We start from the raw sequence: 20668 nt of genomic DNA, 5'->3' as shown, positions 1-20668 counted from the left end.
GAATCAGCATGTCCAGGACTCAACTGTTCGACCTTGATGGAAAAATCGCTTTTGTTTCCGGTGCCAGCCGCGGTATCGGCGAGGCCATTGCCCGGCTGCTGGCCCAGCAAGGTGCCCACGTTATTGTCTCCAGCCGCAAACTCGAAGGCTGCCAGCCTGTAGCCGACGCAATCATCGCCGATGGCGGCAAGGCAACGGCCATTGCCTGCCATATCGGCGAAATGGAACACATCACCCGCACCTTTGCGCGCATCCGCGAAGATTTTGGGCGCATCGATATCCTGGTCAACAACGCCGCCACCAACCCGCAGTTCTGCCACGTACTGGACACCGACCCGGTGGCCTTCCAGAAAACCGTCGACGTGAACATTCGGGGTTATTTCTTCATGTCGGTCGAAGCCGGCAAGCTGATGCGCGAGCACGGCGGTGGCAGCATCATCAACGTGGCCTCGATCAACGGCGTCACACCGGGTGAGTTCCAGGGGGTGTACTCGATGACCAAGGCCGCGGTGATCAACATGACCAAAGTGTTTGCCAAGGAATGTGCCGCCTACGGTATCCGCTGCAACGCACTGCTGCCGGGCCTGACCGACACCAAATTTGCTTCGGCACTGGTCAGCAATGACGCCATCCTCAAGTCAGTCCTGCAACATATTCCGCTAAAACGCGTTGCCGCCCCCAGTGAAATGGCCGGTGCAGTGCTGTACCTGGCCAGCGATGCCTCGAGCTACACCACCGGGGTTTCGCTGAATGTGGATGGCGGGTTTCTGTCCTGATCCCTGTGGGAGCGGGCTTGCTCGCGATGGCATCCACCCAGCTTGCCTGCCAGAACGCAGCACCTGCATCGCAGGCAAGCCAGTTTGTGTCACTCAACGCTGATACCGGTCGCCCAATCCCTGATGACGCATGTTTACCGCCATCAGGCAGCGCTCTGCCTCTTGCACCATCTCGTCGATCAGGTCCTGGCAGCTTTTCAGATCGCCAATCGCCGCCGCCACTTGCCCGCACGGCAAAATTCCTTCATCCGGTACGCCATCCACCATCGAGCGCTGCAGCAGTACCGGCTGGTTGGCCGCCATCACGGTTTGCGACAGGGCACCGGGGTCTTCCTTCACCGACTGAACGAACACGCCAAGCATATGCCCCAGGCTCATGCCGGTCTGTTGCTTCCAGTGCCAGGCACTGCCCAGGGCAATTCGAAGACGGCCAAAGGCGCTGGCCTTTTCCAGACGATTGATGAACGCGTTCTCGATCATCCGGTGGCGCATGCCGTCCACCGCGGTGGTGACGCGGATACGTTGGGGATCGGCGACTTTTACATAGCGCTCCAGGGTGGCAAGGGGTGTGGGCGATTCCTGGGTCATCAGGAACCGCGTGCCCATTGCAATCCCGGCCGCACCGCTGGCCAGGGCGCCAGCCAGTCCGCGCCCGGTGGAGTAGCCGCCCGCCGCAATCACCGGTACCCGCACCGCATCCAGCACTTGCGGCAGCAAAATGGTACTCGGCACGCCTCCGGTATGCCCGCCGCCTTCGCCGCCCTGCACCGTGATCATGTCCGCGCCCAGTTCAACGGCCTTGATCGCGTGCTTGAGCGCGCCCACGGTCGGGATACACAGCACCCCGGCTTTTTTGAAACGGTCGATGGTCTGGCGGTCCGGACCACGTCCATAACTGACGGCGCGCAAGCGGTACTCAATGGCCAGGTCCACGCACTGCGCGGCGTTTTCCTGGAACATATGGAAATTGAGACCGAAGTTACTGCCCCCCGTGGCCTCGATCACCCGCTTGATTTCAGCCTCCAGCTGATCCGCAGCAAGGGTCGCACCCGCCAGAAACCCGAAGGCTCCGGCCCGGGTACTGGCGATCACCAGATTGGCGTCTGCCACCCAGCCCATCGCGGTTTGCACGATGGGGTAGCGACAGCCCAACCCATCGGTCAACGCCGTTTTCAGGTACTCGCTCATCGACCCTCTCCCGCAGCCGTCTTGTTCGCTTCAATCATGGCCTTGGCGTCGTAGCCCCCAAGCTTGTCACCCGACAGCAACTCGTTATGACTATGGGCAAAGTGATGCCAGGCAAACACCGCATCCATCGCCGTGCGCTTGCCTTGCAAATCTTCAACGTGATTGATCGCCTGCTTGGTCAGCGCCAGGCCCATGCGCGGCTGCCTGGCAATCGCCGCTGCCAGCGCATAGGTGCCCGCCTCCAGTGCTTCGCGGGCAAAGAGGCGATTGACCATGCCCATCTGATAGGCGCGCTCTGCGCTCATGCGATCCCCGGTGAACAAAAATTCCTTGGCTATACGCGGATTGAGTTCGTAGGGATGGGCAAAATACTCCACCCCCGGAATGCCCATGCGCACCACCGGATCCTGAAAGAAGGCATCGTCACTGGCCACGATCAAATCGCAGACCCACGCCAGCATCAAACCACCGGCAATGCACGCGCCCTGCACCATGGCGATGGTCGGCTTGGGCAATTCGCGCCAGCGCCGACACATGCCCAGATACACCTCCTGCTCCCGGGCATACAGGTACTCGCCACCCGGTTTGTTAGTGTGATCCCACCACAGGCTGGCGCGGTCGAACTGTTTGTTGATATCGCGCCCAGGGGTGCCGATGTCATGCCCCGCCGAGAAGTGCTTGCCATTGCCGCGCAGCACGATGACCTTCACCGCGTCGTCATTCACGGCGCGGCGAAAGGCATCGTCCAGGGCATAGGTCATCTGCGAGTTTTGCGCATTGTTCACGGTAGGCCGATTCATGGTCAGCGTGGCAATACCATCGGCCACTCCATACAGCACCGGCTCTTCGGTTTCATACACAGCGGTATCAGCCCGCTGTACAAATTCGCTGTCGCGGCTCATGTGAGTTCCTTGCCTTCAGGCCTGACGAATGCCGGGCGGATTGCCCTTGAGCGCGGCTGCGCGATAGTCATGGGGGTCCAGGCGGCGGATCAGGGCCAGTTGCTCTGTCGTAGGCGCCACGGTTTGCTTGATATCGGCGGCCTTGAGCAGCGGGAAACCGGTTTTTTCCTGCACTTCTTCAAAGCTCACACCCGGGTGCAGGGAGCGCACCTGTACGGCGCGATCCGGCCCGCCGAAGTCCATCACGCACAGATCGGTCACGATCAGGCGAATGTCCATCAGGTTGCGGCGCATGCCTTCTTCCCAGCGTTCTGGCTTGAAGCCGACACCCGAGACCATGTCCACTTCACCCGACACAAATGCCCGGGTGTTATGGGCCGGAACAAAAAACGAGTTGATATGGTTGATGCTGTTGCCCGGCAAGCCGCGCACCCCCAGCATCGCCACCTTGGGCTTCTGATAGTCGCCAATGCACGACAGGTTGGTCTGGCCCCAGCGATCGATCTGGGTCGGGCCGATCATGGCGTGGCGGCGTCCACCCCATACGCATTCGAACACCCGCTCAAACGACAGGTAGCCCGAGTAGCGCGGTACATAATCACCACGCGGCCCCAGCGGGATAGGCTCTTCCACCAGAAATGCCTCGCTGTCGGTCATCAACAGTTCAGGGCTGTGGGTCAGTTTGGCCAGGCTCGCCCCCAGGCGCGGAATCACGCCCAGGCCCGAAGCAATCACTTCGCCGTTGCCACGCCAGGCTTCACAGGCAGCCACGATCAACAATTCAGCCAGGGTAAATTCGTTAGTAGCAGTCATGTCCAAGCTCCTTAAAACACGGGCAGCGGCAAAGCGCTCAATCGATCGACACCGCCATTGCTGGCCTGATAGGCACTTTCGCCCGGGGTCACATACTCGGCTACATAGCCTTCCCAGCCACCTTCCTCGGCGGCACTGGCGCTGTAGCGTTTCAAATGGCTCATGTCCCAGCCGTAATCGGACGGGCACGACGTCGGGTGTGCACCAAACGGTGCATGCACCACACCGCTGACCAGATAGCGTTCGAAGGTATTGAAGCGGGCCTGGGCAGCATCCAGGCTCAAGCGCTGCTCAATCCGCTCGCACGACACAAAGCACTGCTTGGCGGCACGGGCGAACAGATGGTCGAAATACGGATCGGGACCGGTGACCAGGGTATTGCCCAGGCGGTCGGCAACGTTGACATGCAAGAAAGCGATGTCCAGATTCAGCGCCGGCATCGCCAGCAGCACCTCGCCATCGTCATACGGCGACTGCACCTGTTTGATCTCGGGGTTCAGCCGGCTGACATCGGTGGCCAGGCCGCAACGGGTCGGCAAAAACGGCAAGCGCATGCCGGCGGCGCGCAGGCCCCATTGCAGCATGCCCTCGTCCAGTTCCATCAGCTCCAGCTCACCGGCCTCGCGGGCCTTGCGAAAATAGGCTTCGAGGGGGATCGCATCGAGGGTGGCAAAACCAAAAACCAGTTTCTTGACCTTACCGGCAGCGCAGAGCATGCCGACTTCCGGGCCGCCATAGGCCACCACGGTCAGGTCCTTGACGTCCGAGCGCAGGATCTCGCGCACAATCGCCATGGGTTTGCGTCGCGGACCCCAGCCGCCAAAGCCGATGGTCATGCCGTCACGCAATTGGCCGACCACGTCTGCCGCTGTCATTTGCTTGTTCATCTAGTGCTCCTTACTGCTGCTGGCCGACGGAAAAGTCATGGCCCCACAGACTGACCCGGGTGAATTCAAAAGCGCTGTGTTCCTGCCAATCCACCAGCAAGCCCCCATAGCCGTATTCCAGGTCAAAACCTGAAGGAGTCTTCATGTAAAACGACGTCATGCGGTCGTTCAGATGCTGGCCAAGGGTGGCCGACAGCTGCACGTCGTGGGCCAGATGCCGGTCGTGGGCGCGGCCCACTTCGGTCATGGACTCGACCTCGACCATCACATGCACGCAGCCTGATGGCACCGGGTATTCGGCCAGGGCCAGGCTGTGGTGGCGGCTGTTTTTGCAATGCAGAAAGTGGATGCGAATCGGCGGTGCCGAAGGGTCGGGGCGAAAGTTGAAAATGTCCGACAACTCAAAGCCCAGCACATCCTTGGCAAACGCCAGGGTGGCGTCGAAATTCGGCGCGGGCAGCACCGTGTGCCCCAGGCCCATGTCGCCGGTGATAAAACCCGGCACGCCTTGAGGCGAGACAAAGGGTTGGCAATCGGAGCGATGGCCCCAGCTCAATTCGTGGCGATTGCCCGAAGGGTCGGTCACGTGCAGCAGCGCTTGCACCCCGCGCTGATCACACTGCTCGACCGTACCGTGGCGCCAGCTCACGTCGGCCTGATCCAGCACCTGGATGGCCGCATTGAATGCCTTTTCGCTGGCCAGTTCCCAACCGGAGGCCAGATAGCGCGACTCGCCGCCAGGCACGATCAGCATGCGAAACGGACGCTCATCCATTTTCACGTACATGCCGCCGCCGGGGGCTTCGCTGACCATCATCCCGAGCACGTCCTCGGCGTAACGCTGCCATTGAACGGGATCTGCAGACTCTGCAACGAAGTAGCTCAAACCACGAATGTCGATCATGTGCCTGCTCCTCAATGCCTGTATTTATTGGCTGAGGGCAGTATGGGAAGGAAGGGGGCGGGGCTCATCGTCCGTTGAGACTAAAGCGTGTCACCACCGAGAACCTTTAGCCGCTGACGAGGAACGAAGGCTGCAACCGCTTCGCAGTCGGTCGCAGCCCTGGAACATCCCCGGATAACTGAACGAGGCTCCCACTGTGTAAGCGCTTGATGAGCGGGTGCGCGACACTTTCACGAGCAAACTAAGTGCCCGGAGCATCGGCAATGTGCTCGCCAGACTGGCGGTCGACAAACGCGGACAACTCACCGTCAAACGGATTTGACGGGTCTTCGACCAACCACAGCGGCACGCCCGGCCAACCTTCAGTGCCCAGCAGGTTGGCCACGTACTCTTAACCGGATGCGTGACATGTCGTTCATGGCGCCACCGCCTCGACCCGAGGGTAATCGCTGTAGCCTTCAGGGCCTGGGGAGTACAAGGTCTTGCGATCGAAACGGGCCAGCGGCAGCCCCTTGCGCAGACGCTCCACCAGATCCGGATTGGCAATAAAGTGACGGGCAAACGACACTGCATCCCCCTGCCCGGCCTGCAGTGCAGCCTCGGCCGACTCACCGTCGAAACCGTCATTGAGGATCAGGCCGTTGCTGCAATGGCGCTGGGCCAGGGCAAAGGCATCCAGCTCAGTCAGGGGCGAACGCATGATATGCACGTACGCCAGGCCCATAGGCTCGGCGGCCTTGCACAGCGCCACGGCGGTGGCCAACGGGTCTGCGTCATCGATGTCATTGAACGGATTGCCCGGGCACAAGCGCAGCGCCACACGCCCGGCACCAATGGCCGAAGCCATTGCCGCCAGCACCTGTGCCGGGAAGCGCACGCGGTTCTCGACGCTGCCACCGTACTCGTCTTCACGCAGGTTGCTGCCCGACGCCATGAACTGCATCGGCAGATAACCGCTGGTACAGTGCAACTCGACCCCGTCAAATCCGGCTTGGCGTGCATTCAAAGCAGCCTGGCGGTATTCCTCGATCACCAGGGCTATATCCTGCAGCGACATGGCCTGGGGCTCGTCGGTATCGACCATCCCGGCGGTGTCGGTAAACAACTGGGTGCGTGCGCGCAAGGCCGACGGCGCAACCGTCGCGGCCCCGGCCGGTTTGTTGTGAGCGCTGGAAGCGCGGCCTACGTGCATCAGTTGCAGCACAATCAGACCGCCTTCGGCGTGTACCGCGTCGGTCACGGCCTTCCAGGCAGCGATCTGCCCGGCGTTATAAATCGCCGGTGTACGGCAATAGCCCAGGCCGCTGGCTGAAGGCGCAGTGCCTTCGGCAACGATCAACCCGGCAGACGCACGCTGGCGGTAGTACTCGACCATCTCGGCAGTGGGTACGCCATGCTGGTCAGCACGGCTGCGGGTCATCGGTGCCATGACGATACGGTTGGCCAGTTCAAGCTCACCGAGGCGCACAGGTTCAAACAAAATGCTCATGGTCAGTCCTCAGCGCACGCGAATTTTCGGTGCGCCAGCCCCTCGGCGCAGGGTGGCAAGAAAGTGTTCGACCGGGGCTGCTGTCGCTACCTGGGGCAGTTGGTCCTTGTCAGGACGATGGGCCCAGAACTCGGTCCAGGACGGGAACAGGTCGTGGAAAGTACCGGCATAGGGTTCGCGCCCCGGCCAACGCATCTTTTGCGTGCCGATCGGCGGTTTGTTGAGGTCACTGGCGTACCAGTAGCACGGCAGGCGACGGCGGAAATACCAGCGCCCCTGCATCCGCTCGTAGTCATCCCAATACAGCATTTGCATGGTGACCCACTCGGGGCCGGTCTCGTGTTCGTTCTTGGAATACACCACGCCCACGGCGTGATCAGGGTCGGTGAACTCGATGAGGTGCTGACCAAGGTGATGGGAGGTGCCATGAAACTGGTCGCGCAGGGTGTCATCGACCCAGGCTTTGAGGTGCGCACGCCCGGTTTTTTCGCGACCGACACGGATGTCTTCGGCAAACAGATTGACGTGGGCATCGAGGTCGCGCATGTCCAGCGACAACGAGTATTTGCCGGCCAACTGGCGAATTTCCTCAATCGACTCCAGCCGATCAAGACGGGCAAGCAAGGCGTTCTGTTCCATAAAAGGGTCCTTATTCCAATACCGTGTACAGCTCGCTGCTGCGCCCGCCATCGACCGGCAAACAGGCGCCGGTGACATACGAGGCTTCATCGCTGGCCAAAAACAGAATGGCGTTGGCCACTTCTACGGGTTGGCCGACGCGCTTGAGCGGGATCAGTTTTTCGGTATTGGTGCGGGTCTTGTCGTCGGTGAGCATGCCGGCCGTGGCGGGTGTCTCGACCACGCCCGGGCTGACCACGTTGCAGCGAATGTTGTGGCTCGCGCCCTCACTGGCGGCGGCGCGACTGAAATTGATCACGGCGGCCTTGGCGGCGGAATAGCCCGCCATCCAGGGCGTACCGAACTGACCGCAGATCGAGGCCAGATTGATGATCGAGCCGCTGCCCTGAGCGCGCATCAGGCCCAGTGCCGTGCGCGTCCCCCAGAAGGTGCCGTCCACGGTGGTCGCGAAGTTGGAATGCCAGTCAGCTGTCGAAGTGCTGTCAATCGCGCCCCAGCTGTAGGCCATCGCGTTATTGACCAGAATATCCAGTCGACCGTGGCGCTGCGCCGCCTCACTGATGGCTGCGACATAGGCCGCTTCATTGCTGACATCGGCCACCGCGCACTCGGCGCGACCGCCGCTGTCACGGATCTGTGCGGCGACCGCTTGCAGCGGCTCGATGCGACGCCCGCAGAGCACCACCAGGGCGCCCTCTTCGGCAAACCGCAGTGCGGTAGCAGCACCGATGCCGGAACCGGCGCCGGTGATAAATGCAATCTTGTCGTGTAAACGAGTACCCATGATCTGCTCTCCCATTGCTGCGCCCGGCGTTTAGATAAACGCCATGCCGCCGTTGACCGCGAGGTTCTGGCCGGTAATGAATGCCGCGTCATCACTGGCCAGGAAGGCCGCAACGCGAGCAATTTCATCGGTTTCACCCATGCGGCCCAGAGGGATGGCCTTGAGCATGCTTTGCATCCAGTCCTCCGGAATATCAGCCATCATCGGCGTGTTGGTGGGACCGGGAACGATGGTGTTGACGCGAATGCCATTGCCTGCCAGTTCCCGGGCCATGCTGCGGGTCAGCCCCATGACACCGGCCTTGGCCGCGCAGTAATGGCTGGGACCTTCACCGGTCAGGGCTGCGGTGCTGGAGATATTGATCACCACCCCGGGGGTGGCGGCCTGCAGCATCAGTTTTACCGCTTCACGGCTGCAGAAAAACGTACCGGTAAGGTTGACGCCGATGACACGCTGCCAGTTCTCGTCCGGCGTCTGCGCGAAAGCGTCAATCGAACCGATGCCCGCGTTATTGACCAGTACGTCGAGGCTGCCGAAATGCGCGTGAACGGCGGCCATTGCGGTGGCAACCGAATCGCTGTCGGCCACGTTGCAACTGACGGCAAGCGCGTTTTCGCCCAGTCCTTCAATGCTTTGGCGCGCGGCTTCCAGATTGATGTCAGCTGCGACAACCTTTGCGCCCTGCTCGGCAAAATGACGAACGATTGCCCGTCCCATGCCTTGACCAGCGCCCGTTACAAACGCCACTTTATTCAGCAATTTCATAGAGTTCTCCCGCCTGCCCGATTCCGGCCGCCCTGAAGCCGGGGCGGTGTATGGGAACAATCATTGACTGGAGAAAAAAGCTGAACATCGTCCGATGGGACTAAGCAGCACTTACACCGTGTTGGCGCATTACCCGCCTTGTAGTCGCTGACGAGTAGAACGAGGCTGCGATCGGTTTGGTGCGCCACTGCGACGTAGCGACCGCAAAACCTGGCCCCCCGGCTTTTCCTGATTCATCGCAACATCCGGATTTACGACGGCTACGCAGCCTCGCGGCGCTCGTCAGCGGCTTATATGTTGGCGCTATAGCGTTTTGCGCAAGGTTCTGTGGCAACTGCAATGCATTTTTGCTTTTGCTGGAGCCACACCCATGTCCAGACGACGCGAATGCCCATCACAGAAGGCCGAATGCAGGTGCTGTTATGGGGGTGGCGCGGCAGGACGCCGGGCGCATCGCAAAACAACTGGCATACGGGGTACATATCCGGCATTCGCGGTTAACTGAAATGATGGTTTCGCTTTTACAGCGAGGCACTTTTGTCAAACAGCCACAAAAGTACCCAAAAAGGCCTTGCCCCAGCGTACGGCCCTCGCTGCGCTCAGGTGTCCCTCACTCCGGTCCCGCTCCGTGGGCCCGCGGCGCTCGTCAGCGATCACAAGATGACCGGCTGGTCTGAATGGACGATGTACCCGTCAAGCACTTTGTGGAATAACGAATTCACTAGAACAAAATCGGGAGAACCCGTCGTGTCCATACCCTTGCGCCCCACCTGGCGAACTCATTACGCATTAGGCGTTTTGGCTGCCATCTATGTCTTCAACTACATCGACCGGCTGCTGATGGCCATTTTGATCGAGCCGGTAAAAGCAGAATTCGGCATTTCAGACACCGGTATCGGCCTGCTTTCAGGTGTGACCTTTGCGGTGTTTTACACCCTCTTCGGCTTTCCTTTGGGGCGGCTCTCTGACCGTATCGGACGCAAGAAAGTCATCGCCTTCAGCTGTATTGCCTGGAGCGTCATGACCATTTTCTGCGGCTTCGCAGCCAGTTTTGCGATGCTGGTGGTGGCCCGGATCGGGGTGGCGATCGGTGAAGCCGGTGGCACCGCTCCATCAATGGCAATGGTCTCGGATCTGTATCCGCCCGAACGCCGCTCCACCGCCTTGTCGGTACTGATGCTGGGCTCAAGCCTGGGGGCCATTTTCGGGCTGGGGCTGGGGGGCTGGATCGCGCAGCATTACGGCTGGCGTTTTGCATTTGTGGTGATCGGCGCACCGGGGATTTTTCTAGGGCTGCTGTTGCTGCTCACCGTACGGGCGCCAAAACCCGCGATGCTGGTCAACCCCAGTCAGGTGGCGCAGGCCAACTGGGCCGTCACGGTGCGCGAGCTGTTCCAGACCCCGTCCTTCCTCTGGATTGTGCTCACCGGCGGCTCTGCGGCCATTGCCGGTTATGCCATCGGCACCTGGAGCCCCAGCTTTCTGATCCGCTCCCACGGTCTGAGCCTGCAGGACGCCGGGCTGCTGGCCGGGGTGGCGGGCGGTGCCGGGGCCACCTTTGGCACCCTCACCTGCGGTATTTTGTGTGACCGCCTGGCCCGCCGTGACAAGGGCTGGCAGATCGGAGTGCCGCTGCTGGGCACGCTGATCAGCATACCGTTCGCGCTGGCTTACTTCCTGTGGCCGGTTGGTACCGCATTTTATGTGGGCAGCACGCCTGTACCGACCGCCTTTATTTTCTACAGCGTGTTCAGCTTTTTCGGCACATGGTGGGCGACACCCTGCCTGGGGGCCATTTCCCATCTGTTCCCGGCTACCCGACTGGCCCAGGCCACCGCGATTTTCGTGATGTCCATGACCCTGCTCGGGGTGGGCGTCGGCCCGCTGCTGATCGGCATGCTCAGTGACGGCTTCGCCCATCGCCTGGGCAACGAAGGCCTGCGCTATGCCCTGGCCTCCTGTGTCTCGCTGCTGGTGCTGGCTTCGTTTTTCCTGGCCCTGGCCTTGCCGCGCTATCGCAACCACCTGATGAACAAGACCCCGACCCCAGCATCGCTGGCTGACGCGGCCACAGCCTGACTTTTGGAGATTGAGTGATGACCGAACAAGACCTTCCCCTGCCCATCGGCCACTTTGTGACACTGGACAGCGGCCTGCGCCTGCACTTTCTCGATGAAGGCAGCGGCCCGGTGGTGGTGTGGCTGCATGGCAGCGGACCGGGCGCCAGCGGCTACAGCAACTTCAAAGGCAACTACCCGCAGTTTGTGGCCGCAGGTTTTCGCAATCTGGTGCTGGATTTGCCGGGGTTCGGCCGCTCCGACAAGCCTGAGGACGCCCAGTACAACCTGGAGTTCTTCGTCAGCGCCCTGTCGGGGTTTCTCAAGGCGGTGGGGGTCAAGCGAGCGACCCTGCTCGGCAACTCCCTGGGCGGGGCCATTGCCCTGGGCCTGGCGCTGGCAGAACCCGAGCGCGTCGAGAAACTTGTCCTGATGGCCCCCGGCGGTGTTGAAGATCGTGAAACCTACTTCAAGATGGTCGGCATTCAACGCATGGTCGAACTGTACAACGCAGGCCCCCTGGGCATCGAGCAAATGCGCCGGATCATGAGCCTGCAACTGTTCGACAGCTCGCAGCTGGACGACAGCCTTCTGGCAGAACGTGTGGCCGTGGCCGTGCACCAGCCGCGCAATCTGTTCACCACCATGTTGGTGCCGAACATGACCGAGCGCCTTGAAGAGCTGCAAGCACCGATCCTGGGTTTCTGGGGCACCGATGACAACTTCAACCCTGCCAGTGGCGCGCTCAAAGTGCTGAACCACGCGCCCAATGCGCGCTTTATCATGCTCAACCAGTGCGGCCACTGGGTGCAGGTAGAACATCGCGAACTCTTCAACAAGGCATGCCTGGAATTTTTACGCGGCTGAACGCCATCACCGTTTACACCCCATGACTGACGGCTGCCTGCGGGCGGCCTTCCCTTCTTCAAACACCCGCTCGGGCTGAACCCTCAGTTGCTGGCGCCCATGGGCTCCAGAAGCCCGCGTCGTCGACATCGCAGGCAAGCCAGCTTCCACATGCCCGCTCCCACAGTGATGATTACACCCTCACTGTGGGAGCGGGCTTGCTCGCGATGGCATCACCTCGACCTACCTGAAAGACCCCGCCGCTCTCAAGCAGGCAGTCAAACATGGCCTGGGCTGGCGCTGACAACTCATGGCCGGGTTTGGTCAGCACGCCTATGGCACGTTCCACCACGGGCTCATGCAAGGTGATGCAGCACGCGCCGAGCTCACGCATCTGCTCGGCGCACAGCGCCGGTACCACGCTGACGCCCAGCCCGCTGGCGACCATCCGCCCGACCGTGGCCAGTTGATGACTCTCGAATGCCACCGGCAATTTCATCTGCCGCGCCTGCAGGTGCTCCTCCAGCATCACCCGCACGGCAGAAGGCCGTTGAAGGGTAATAAAGGGCTCTTGCAGCAGGGTCTTCCAGTCAATCAACGAATGCCCGGCCAGCCCGGAATCACGGGGCACCACCGCGACAAAACGGTCGAGGTACAACGGGGTGAAAGTCAGCGATGAACCGGGTGCCGGTTCGAAAGCCACACCCAGTTCCACCAGGCGATCGCGCACCATCTCCAGCACTTGCTCATTGATGACGTCGTTCACCGTGACGTTGACCTTGGGGTAGCGCACGCGAAAACCCTTGAGGATCGACGGTAACTGATTGCCCGAGAACGACGGGATCGCCGCCAGGGTCACACGGCCACGTTGCAGGGTGAAGCGCTGGCGCAGTTCATCCTCGGCGTTGTCCCAGTCAGCGATCAGGCGTCGAGCCAACGGCAACAACGACTCGCCTTCGGGTGTCAGTGCCACATGGCGCGTGGTGCGGCTGAACAGGCGACCACCCAGCCCCTCCTCCAGCGCCTTGATGGTCAGGCTCAAGGCCGACTGCGATAAATGCAGGCGTTCACAGGCCACGGCAAAACTCAGGCTTTGGGCCACGGCAAGAAAGGCGCGGATCTGTTTCACGGTCATGGTTTTGCCTCCCGCTTATTAATTTGTTTTATCTATCAATCCACCTTAAAAATCAACTTAACAAATCAATTGCATCCGGTAACACTCGCTTCATACGGCTAACGACAGCCCACTAAAAACAAGAGAGGTGCGTATGGCAGGTTTCGACAAGCGTGTGGGCTCCTACGAGGAGGCTCTGGCCGGACTCAAGGACGGCATGACCGTTATCTCTGGCGGGTTTGGCCTGTGTGGCATCCCCGAAAACCTGATCAACGAGATCAAGCGTCAGGGCATCCGCGACCTGACCGTGGTTTCGAACAACTGTGGCGTTGACGGTTTCGGTCTGGGCGTGCTGCTCGAAGACCGCCAGATCAGCAAAGTGATCGCCTCGTACGTGGGTGAAAACGCCCTGTTCGAGAAGCAGCTGCTGAGCGGTGAAATCGAAGTCGAACTGACGCCCCAAGGCACCCTGGCCGAAAAAATGCGCGCTGGCGGTGCCGGCATTCCGGCATTTTTTACCGCAACCGGCGTCGGCACTCCGGTTGCCGACGGCAAGGAAACCCGCGAGTTCAAGGGCCGCGCCTACCTGATGGAAGAGTCCATCACGGGCGATTTCGCCATTGTCAAAGGCTGGAAAGCCGACCACTTCGGCAATGTGATCTACCGCCACACCGCGCAGAACTTCAATCCGCTGGCCGCCACTGCCGGCAGGATTACCGTGGTTGAAGTCGAAGAAATCGTCGAGCCCGGCGAGCTGGACCCGAGCCAGATCCACACCCCGGGCATCTACGTCGACCGGATCATTTGCGGCACCTTCGAAAAACGCATCGAACAGCTCACCGAGCGTTCCTGATCCCCTGCCCAACTCCTGAACCCGAGCACGGAGAACAACCATGGCTCTTACCCGCGAACAAATGGCTCAGCGCGTCGCCCGCGAAATGCAGGACGGCTTCTATGTAAACCTGGGCATCGGCATCCCGACCCTGGTCGCCAACTACATTCCCGAAGGCATGGAAGTCATGCTGCAATCGGAAAACGGCCTGCTCGGCATGGGTGCATTCCCCCGCGTCGGTGAAGCGGACGCCGACATGATCAACGCCGGCAAGCAAACCGTCACCGCGCGCACCGGGGCGTCGATTTTCTCCTCGGCAGAGTCGTTCGCGATGATTCGCGGCGGCCATATCGACCTCACCGTACTCGGTGCCTTTGAAGTCGACGTACACGGCAACATCGCCTCCTGGATGATCCCCGGCAAGCTGGTCAAGGGCATGGGCGGCGCGATGGACCTGGTGGCCGGCGCGGAAAACATCATCGTCACCATGACCCACGCGTCCAAGGACGGAGAGTCCAAGCTGTTGTCCCGTTGCAGCCTGCCTTTGACCGGCGCGGGTTGCATCAAGCGTGTCTTGACCGACCTTGCCTATCTGGAAATAGACAACGGTGCATTCATCCTCAAGGAACGCGCACCCGGCGTCAGCGTCGACGAAATCGTTCGCAAAACCGCAGGCAAGCTGATCGTCCCGGACCACGTCCCGGAAATGCAATTCGTCTGAACCGTTCACTCAAGAGCAACGCTCCCACAGAGCCAAAAAAAACCTGAGTGAACAGCATTGTCAGTCACAGCGTTTTTTTGATGACCCGGGTCTGCTCAGGGGCAATAACCTGTCCCTGGGCGCTTATGGGCTGCATCAACCCCAACGGCTGCCCTGTGGCTGTATCCACGAGTTGCGAGCGGGCCTCGTGCGGCTCGAACGCATGCTGCTCTGCCCATTGGCGCAAAGCCACGACCACCGGGAACAACCCCTCACCCTTCGCCGTCAAGACGTACTCCTGATACGAGGTCCCGTCAGAGGCTGGCTGCACCTGCAGAATACCGGCCTCGACCAGCCCCTTTAGACGCTGGGTCAGCACGCTGCGTGCCACCCCCAGACCATTCTGGAAGTCTCCAAATCGCCTGACCCCATCGAACGCGTCGCGCACGATCAATAACGACCAGCGATCGCCGATCAAGTCCACAGTCCGTGCCACCGGACACGTTGGGGCTGGATCCATATGCTGCCTGGCCATGCTCGCTCCTTTGTTTGTCCTGGAAATCCGGGTGAGTTCCCGCATCAAGTTTCATTTTAAGACTGGCTGACCTAGAATGAAACAAGTCTTATTTCAAGACTGGATTACCGAGAGGTTTACCCGTGCCCAACAATCAACTCTATCCCGTTACTGCGTCGGTCCCGATGCGCACACCGCGAGGGCTGGTCGGGGTGTTTGCCTGCGCCAGCGGGCTGAGTGTGGCGAACGTTTATTACGCCCAGCCGTTGCTTGACCAGGTGGCCGAAGATTTTGCCATCAGCCCTGGCGCGGTCGGCGGTGTGATTACCGCCACTCAGGTCGGCAGTGTGCTGGCCTTGCTGCTGATCGTGCCCCTGGGCGACCAGGTAAACCGCCGGACCTTGATGCTGGCCCAGATCGGCGCACTGATCGCCGGGCTTTTTTGCGTGGCCATGACCCACTCCCCCTTGATCATGCTGCTGGCCATGCTCGGGATAGGCCTGCTGGGAACCGCCATGACCCAGGGCTTTATCGCCTTCGCCGCCACCGCGTCCTTGCCGCAAGAACGCGGTCGGGTGGTGGGCACGGTCCAGGGCGGGGTTGTGATTGGCCTGTTACTGTCACGGCTGGCAGCCGGGCTGATTGCGGACCTGGCCGGGTGGCGCTGGGTTTACCTGGGTTCAGCACTGGTGATGATGGCGCTCGGTTTGATCCTCTACAAAGTCTTGCCGTCACAGCGACCGTCAGCCACACCCACTGGATATGCGCGGCTGGTGCTCTCGATGTTTACATTGCTCAGGGAAGATCCCGTGCTGCAAATCCGCGGGATGCTCGCCTTGTTCATTTTTGCGGTGCTGGGGATTTTCTGGAGTGCGCTGGTGTTTCTCCTGACCCACGCGCCCTACGGGTTTTCGCACACAACCATCGGCACATTTGGCCTGGTGGGCGTAGTGGGCGCACTGGCGGCCACCCGCGCCGGGGTCTGGGCGGATAAAGGGCTGGGGCAATGGACAACCGGCATATCCCTGGGATTGCTGATACCGGCCTGGGTTGCACTCTGGCTTACGACTTACTCGATGGTTTGGCTGGTTATCGGCGTCGTGATCCTCGACCTCGGCGCCCAGGCCATTCATGTCACCAACCAGAGCATGATTTTCAACACACGCCCCGATGCACACAGTCGTGTCGTGGGCTGCTACATGCTGTTTTATGCCATTGGCAGCGGGTTCGGCTCACTGGCGTCCACGGCCCTATACGCGGCATGGGGCTGGACCGGCGTGTGCCTGCTCGGCGCCGGTGTCAGCCTGACGGCCCTCGTTTTCTGGGCCGTCACACTGAACCAGATGCCGGGCACTGTTCAGCACACGGGAACAGTCACCCGGCATACCGGATAACAACGCCAACGGCTGTCAGTGAGGAGGCGGTTCCTCACGGACATCCGGGATCGTCAGAATCTTTTTCAACAGCTCTGCGGTTTCCACCCGGCTGGTTTTCCTGAACTCGACCGTGATGCTTTCGGTGCCCATGTCAGGCCCCTGCTCGACCACCACCTGCTTGAGACGGCCAGCATCGGCACCGAGAAAGTCCTCGAGGCTCTGGCGATTCAGCACCCCGATCGGCGCTACCAGCTTGATGACATGCACCTTTATGTAATCGCGATACCGGTGCTCAATCGGCCCGATGGTAATCAGGATAAGCAGAATCAGAAGGGTCGCGGCCACCCCCAGCAAATACAGCCCGCCTCCGATGGTCATACCGATGGCCGCGACCGCCCACAGGCTTGCGGCCGTTGTCAGCCCCTTGATCACTTCACCGCGCATCATAATCGAGCCGGCACCGAGAAAGCCGATACCGGTGACGATCTGCGCGGCGATCCGCGAAGGATCGAGTTGCGTACCCTGCTGGGTCAGCGCCTGTTGAAAACCAAAGGCCGATACGATCATAAATAGACACGCCCCGGTCGCCACCAGCATATGGGTGCGCAAACCTGCGGTCCAAAACTGATGCTCCCGTTGCAAACCAATCATGCTGCCCAACACCGAGGCCAACAGCAGACGCGCGATCATTTCCCATTCTGAAATCATTCCAGTCCCTCTAGCCAGAGCACCTGCCTGCGCAGTGAATGCCAACAGCATAGCCAAGGATCAGCCGTGTGCAGCGCCGCCATGCATCCACGTTATTTGACCAGGCGCACTTCCCTGGATGGCCGGTAGCCGAAATAGGCGCTGTAACACTTGCTGAAATGGCTGGGCGACACGAACCCGCAGGCCACCAGCACATCCACCTGTGACAGCTCGGTGTGTTGCAGCAGGCGACGGGCTTCGGTGATGCGCAGCTCGAGGTAATAGCGTTGCGGCGTGGTGCCCAACTGCTCCTTGAACAGGCGCTCCAGCTGGCGACGGGAACGGCCGACATAGACCGCCAGTTGTTCCAGCTCCAGGGGTTCCTCAAGGTTGGCGTCCATCAGCATGACCACTTCACGCAGTGGGGCGCTCACGCAGATGTTCTGCGCAGGCTTGATCCGCCGATAGCGGGACTCTTCGAACGCCAGGATATCCTCGATACCCTCCACCAGCGCCTTGTCATGCAAGCCCTTGATCCAGCCCAGCGCCATCTGGAACGCCCCCGCAGGGCTTGAGGCCGTCAGGCGGTCACGGTCAATGACGTACGGCTCGCTGGTGACCTGGGCTGCCTTCGCCACTTCGGCCAGTGCGGGCCGGTGTTCGGGGTGAATAGCGCAACGGTAACCGTCCAGCAGCCCGGCACTGGCCAGAAACCAGGCACCGTTCCATAACCCGCCAAGAGTAATGCCCGCGCTGGAAGCGGCCCTGAGCAGACTGACCAGTTCGTCGCTGATGTGGAGTTCGGTTCTGTAGCCACCGCAAATGACCAGCAGGTCCAGTTCATCGATCATCCCCGGATCAATGCGCGCATCGGGGCGGATCACCAGGCCCAGATCGCTGATGACCTCACCGTCGCTCAAGCCATAGGTGCGCGATGTAAACAAACCGGCTCGCAGCAGGTTGGCGGTGATGAGGGTGTCCAGCGCCTGGGTAAACGCGGGCAGCGAAAAATGCTCGAGCAGCACAAAACCCGTGCGGACCACCGGGCCAGCCTCGGCGGGGCTGTCGTTGAGATAGCGAAGGTTCTTGCCCTTCATGCCAGTGCTGAATTGACGTCGCTCGATCAAGGTTCGATCCATTTCTTATGCAGTGATAAGGCCCAATGCTACCCCCCGGCAGGCTAAAAAGCTCCTCCTGCCATGGGGCACAGCTGCCGTACTTGTGCACACAACCTGTAGCCGGTGCCGCAGGCTGCGATAAGGTCCGAAGGACCTTCGGCTTTTGCACAGCGCGAGCCCTTCGGGCCCGATCGCAGCCTGCGGCAGCGACTACATCTCTCGTGCCCCCGCGCCCCAACAGCGGCATATGGTGTAGCGGAACAACTAAACTGCTACAAATCATGTAGGCAACTCACTCGGAACTTGTAGTCCTTTACGTAGGCTGCGATAAGCTCCGCCAGTGGTTCAATCAACAGCAATCAGGAATTATCAATATGTACGGGGTTTTTGCATGAAGTGGCTCAAGGGCATCATTCTGGGCGCGATCCTGCTTGCAGTCGGCGCTGTAGCGCTGGGGCTGTTTTACTTTCTACCTCAACACGATGTGGTGATGGTCACCGGGGTTGAAGTCAAACGGGTCGATCACAATGGCGTCATCAACGCTGAAAATCCGGCTGACGGCCCGACCCGCGATGTGTACTTCATCAACACTGAAGACCCGGTGACCAAGGAAGTCATGGTTTATCGCAACGAGGATACCGGCTGGTCCTTCCCCTGGTATTTCAAGTTCGACTCCGCTGACATCCAGGCCAAGGCCCAGGGATACTCCCGCGATGCCGAGCAGCTGGCACTGATTCGATATTACGGATGGCGCATCAAGATCTTCTCGGTGTTCCCGAACATTACCGCGATCGAAGCCACCAAGACCCGCGATGAACCCTTCCCCTGGTTCAACACGGTGTTCTTCAGCGTAATGGCACTGGTGGTGCTGTTTATTGCCGTGTTTGTAAAACGCCGCGTCAAACGCCGCCCGCAAATGCCGGTGAGCTGATCAATGCGCCCCTGCCGGGGCGCATTTCCTTTCAACCATCGTGCGCGCCCCCTAGGCCTGACGCTGCGCCCTGTGCTCGTCATCACCGTCGGCATCGCGCTCGTGATCGAGCACGGCCTGGGCCAGGTCTTCAGTGACGCGCATCTCCACGCCCACCGCCGACATCTGTGCCGCTGCAGTGAACGGTGCGGCCGTGACAGGCTCAGAACGCTTGCCGCGCCGCCACACAAACAACAGCACCAGGCACACATTGAGCGCAGCCAGCGCCCAGAACAGCCCGCCTTCGCCCACTTTGGTCATCAACGGTGAAATCACCAGCGGGCTGACGGCAGAACCCAGGGAGTTGATCAACAACAAACCCTGGATCATGCGCACGATCGCCCCCGACGATGCCCGATCCGCCGCGTGACTGACTGCCACCGGGTAAATCGCGAAAATGCCGCCCCCCAGCAGGAAAAACGCCACGACCAGCAAGGGCGACCCAGGCGGCAGGAACAGGATGATCAGCGACAACACCGCGCAGGCAGCCCCCAGCACGATCAGCACCAGATGCCTGTCCTGATGATCCGACCAGCGCCCGACCGGGTACTGCAACAGCATGGCGCCAAGGATGACACTGGCCATCATGTGTCCGACTTCAGTCACGTCCATGCCGATGCGTTGCAGGTACAGCGGCAGCAGTGCATACACCGCCGCAATGGCAATGCCCGAACCAAAGCAGCCGATGACCCCGGTCGGCGTTGTGCGCAGTAGCTGCAGCGGCATCAGCGGTTCGGCGCGCTCCACGATGGGCGTTGCACGGGGAATCATGACAATGGGCAACAGGGACAGCGAGGCCAGGATGGCCGCAATCATGAAGGGAATGGTGTCACCGGTTTGCGCGATGGCACCCAGGTTGACTTGCCCCAGCAGGCCTGCGCCGTAGAGGGCAATCATGTACAGCGCCAGCAGGCGCCCGCGGATCTTGGGGTCGGCCGCCATCAGCAACCAGCTTTCCACCACAAGAAACACGCCGACACTGGCCCAGCCTGTGATCAGCCGCAACACGAACCAGGTCCAGGGATCAGAGCTCATCCCCTGGAACAGAATCATGGTGGCAATCAGGGCAGCGAAGCAGCTGTAGGCGCGGATATGGCCGATCCGCACGATCAACCGGTCATTGAAAATCGAGCCCAGAGTCAGGCCGATGAAATAAGCCGAAGAGACGATGCCGACCATGGTGGCTGACTCGCCGAGGGTATCGAGTCGCAATGTCGTCAGTGACGCAAGCATGCCGTTGCCGATGCTGATGATAAACAGCCCAAGTAAAGGTGCCAGCGCCATCGCCAGCAGTTGCACAGACATAA

At 60.7% G+C, this 20668-nt stretch carries 22 protein-coding genes; 7 read left to right on the top strand and 15 right to left on the bottom strand.

What is annotated here, in order from left to right; genetic code table 11:
• The first annotated feature begins 8 nt into the window (after window positions 1-8).
• On the top strand, window positions 9-776 hold the full coding sequence (locus VSQ83_RS10740; RefSeq protein WP_219263087.1) for an SDR family oxidoreductase: 768 nt from the start codon (window positions 9-11) through the stop codon (window positions 774-776).
• Window positions 777-869: 93 nt separating this feature from the next.
• Here the strand turns inward: VSQ83_RS10740 and VSQ83_RS10735 are convergent, their stop codons facing one another.
• From VSQ83_RS10735 to VSQ83_RS10690, 10 genes are all read right to left on the bottom strand, one after another.
• A complete protein-coding gene (locus VSQ83_RS10735) occupies window positions 870-1964 on the bottom strand; it encodes an NAD(P)H-dependent flavin oxidoreductase (protein WP_326426599.1) in 1095 nt (364 codons plus the stop codon).
• Window positions 1961-2866 carry an enoyl-CoA hydratase gene (locus VSQ83_RS10730; protein ID WP_219263090.1) on the bottom strand — a complete coding sequence of 302 codons (906 nt, stop codon included), beginning with the start codon at window positions 2864-2866 and terminating at the stop codon, window positions 1961-1963. Before VSQ83_RS10730 ends, VSQ83_RS10735 begins: the two co-directional genes overlap by 4 nt.
• Window positions 2867-2881: 15 nt before the next feature.
• Window positions 2882-3679 carry a CoA-transferase subunit beta gene (locus tag VSQ83_RS10725; protein WP_326426597.1) on the bottom strand — a complete coding sequence of 266 codons (798 nt, stop codon included), beginning with the start codon at window positions 3677-3679 and terminating at the stop codon, window positions 2882-2884.
• An 11-nt stretch (window positions 3680-3690) separates the two neighbouring features.
• A complete protein-coding gene (locus VSQ83_RS10720) occupies window positions 3691-4566 on the bottom strand; it encodes a CoA transferase subunit A (protein ID WP_326426595.1) in 876 nt (291 codons plus the stop codon).
• Between the two features lie 10 nt (window positions 4567-4576).
• Window positions 4577-5470, bottom strand: coding sequence for a VOC family protein (locus VSQ83_RS10715; RefSeq protein WP_133076888.1), 894 nt, complete (start codon window positions 5468-5470; stop codon window positions 4577-4579).
• Between the two features lie 241 nt (window positions 5471-5711).
• Entirely contained in the window at window positions 5712-5855 is a 144-nt protein-coding gene (locus VSQ83_RS10710) for a hypothetical protein (RefSeq protein ID WP_326426592.1), read from the bottom strand.
• Window positions 5856-5885: 30 nt separating this feature from the next.
• Window positions 5886-6959, bottom strand: coding sequence for an alkene reductase (locus tag VSQ83_RS10705; protein WP_133076895.1), 1074 nt, complete (start codon window positions 6957-6959; stop codon window positions 5886-5888).
• Between the two features lie 9 nt (window positions 6960-6968).
• Complete coding sequence (locus VSQ83_RS10700) at window positions 6969-7598, bottom strand: nuclear transport factor 2 family protein (protein WP_019826411.1); 630 nt, start codon at window positions 7596-7598, stop codon at window positions 6969-6971.
• 10 nt (window positions 7599-7608) lie between these two features.
• Window positions 7609-8382 carry an SDR family NAD(P)-dependent oxidoreductase gene (locus VSQ83_RS10695; protein WP_133076896.1) on the bottom strand — a complete coding sequence of 258 codons (774 nt, stop codon included), beginning with the start codon at window positions 8380-8382 and terminating at the stop codon, window positions 7609-7611.
• A gap of 30 nt (window positions 8383-8412) precedes the next feature.
• A complete protein-coding gene (locus VSQ83_RS10690; protein WP_326426590.1) occupies window positions 8413-9147 on the bottom strand; it encodes an SDR family NAD(P)-dependent oxidoreductase in 735 nt (244 codons plus the stop codon).
• A 747-nt stretch (window positions 9148-9894) separates the two neighbouring features.
• Between VSQ83_RS10690 and VSQ83_RS10685 the strand changes: the two genes are divergently transcribed.
• On the top strand, window positions 9895-11226 hold the full coding sequence (locus tag VSQ83_RS10685) for a spinster family MFS transporter (protein ID WP_326426588.1): 1332 nt from the start codon (window positions 9895-9897) through the stop codon (window positions 11224-11226).
• Between the two features lie 17 nt (window positions 11227-11243).
• Window positions 11244-12071, top strand: a complete 828-nt coding sequence (locus tag VSQ83_RS10680; protein WP_219263097.1) for an alpha/beta fold hydrolase — start codon at window positions 11244-11246, stop codon at window positions 12069-12071.
• A gap of 172 nt (window positions 12072-12243) precedes the next feature.
• Here VSQ83_RS10680 and VSQ83_RS10675 read toward each other — a convergent pair whose 3' ends face one another.
• The gene (locus VSQ83_RS10675; RefSeq protein ID WP_219263098.1) at window positions 12244-13185 is read right to left on the bottom strand and encodes a LysR family transcriptional regulator; all 942 of its coding nucleotides are present in this window, start codon (window positions 13183-13185) and stop codon (window positions 12244-12246) included.
• Between the two features lie 133 nt (window positions 13186-13318).
• Between VSQ83_RS10675 and VSQ83_RS10670 the strand changes: the two genes are divergently transcribed.
• Together VSQ83_RS10670 and VSQ83_RS10665 are read left to right on the top strand one after the other, a co-directional pair.
• On the top strand, window positions 13319-14017 hold the full coding sequence (locus tag VSQ83_RS10670; protein WP_219263099.1) for a CoA transferase subunit A: 699 nt from the start codon (window positions 13319-13321) through the stop codon (window positions 14015-14017).
• A gap of 40 nt (window positions 14018-14057) precedes the next feature.
• Window positions 14058-14717, top strand: a complete 660-nt coding sequence (locus VSQ83_RS10665) for a CoA transferase subunit B (protein WP_219263100.1) — start codon at window positions 14058-14060, stop codon at window positions 14715-14717.
• Between the two features lie 64 nt (window positions 14718-14781).
• Here the strand turns inward: VSQ83_RS10665 and VSQ83_RS10660 are convergent, their stop codons facing one another.
• Window positions 14782-15231 (bottom strand): winged helix-turn-helix transcriptional regulator, encoded by a 450-nt coding sequence (locus tag VSQ83_RS10660; RefSeq protein WP_133076904.1) that lies wholly within the window; start codon window positions 15229-15231, stop codon window positions 14782-14784.
• Between the two features lie 164 nt (window positions 15232-15395).
• Between VSQ83_RS10660 and VSQ83_RS10655 the strand changes: the two genes are divergently transcribed.
• On the top strand, window positions 15396-16604 hold the full coding sequence (locus tag VSQ83_RS10655; RefSeq protein WP_326427702.1) for an MFS transporter: 1209 nt from the start codon (window positions 15396-15398) through the stop codon (window positions 16602-16604).
• Between the two features lie 15 nt (window positions 16605-16619).
• On the opposite strand, the gene VSQ83_RS10650 is transcribed toward VSQ83_RS10655, so the two are convergent.
• Entirely contained in the window at window positions 16620-17276 is a 657-nt protein-coding gene (locus VSQ83_RS10650) for an MgtC/SapB family protein (RefSeq protein ID WP_326426582.1), read from the bottom strand.
• A 110-nt stretch (window positions 17277-17386) separates the two neighbouring features.
• The gene (locus VSQ83_RS10645; RefSeq protein ID WP_219263101.1) at window positions 17387-18412 is read right to left on the bottom strand and encodes a GlxA family transcriptional regulator; all 1026 of its coding nucleotides are present in this window, start codon (window positions 18410-18412) and stop codon (window positions 17387-17389) included.
• Window positions 18413-18782: 370 nt separating this feature from the next.
• Between VSQ83_RS10645 and VSQ83_RS10640 the strand changes: the two genes are divergently transcribed.
• Window positions 18783-19322, top strand: coding sequence for a DUF1523 family protein (locus VSQ83_RS10640; protein WP_133076908.1), 540 nt, complete (start codon window positions 18783-18785; stop codon window positions 19320-19322).
• A gap of 51 nt (window positions 19323-19373) precedes the next feature.
• On the opposite strand, the gene VSQ83_RS10635 is transcribed toward VSQ83_RS10640, so the two are convergent.
• Window positions 19374-20666 carry an MFS transporter gene (locus VSQ83_RS10635; RefSeq protein ID WP_219263103.1) on the bottom strand — a complete coding sequence of 431 codons (1293 nt, stop codon included), beginning with the start codon at window positions 20664-20666 and terminating at the stop codon, window positions 19374-19376.
• Between the last annotated feature and the right edge of the window lie 2 nt (window positions 20667-20668).

Origin of the sequence: Pseudomonas sp. DSV-1, from assembly GCF_035830915.1 — a bacterium.
Classification (GTDB): Bacteria; Pseudomonadota; Gammaproteobacteria; order Pseudomonadales; family Pseudomonadaceae; genus Aquipseudomonas.
The sequence above is the reverse complement of the archived record's forward strand: the minus strand, read 5'-3'. Positions and strand labels throughout refer to the sequence as shown.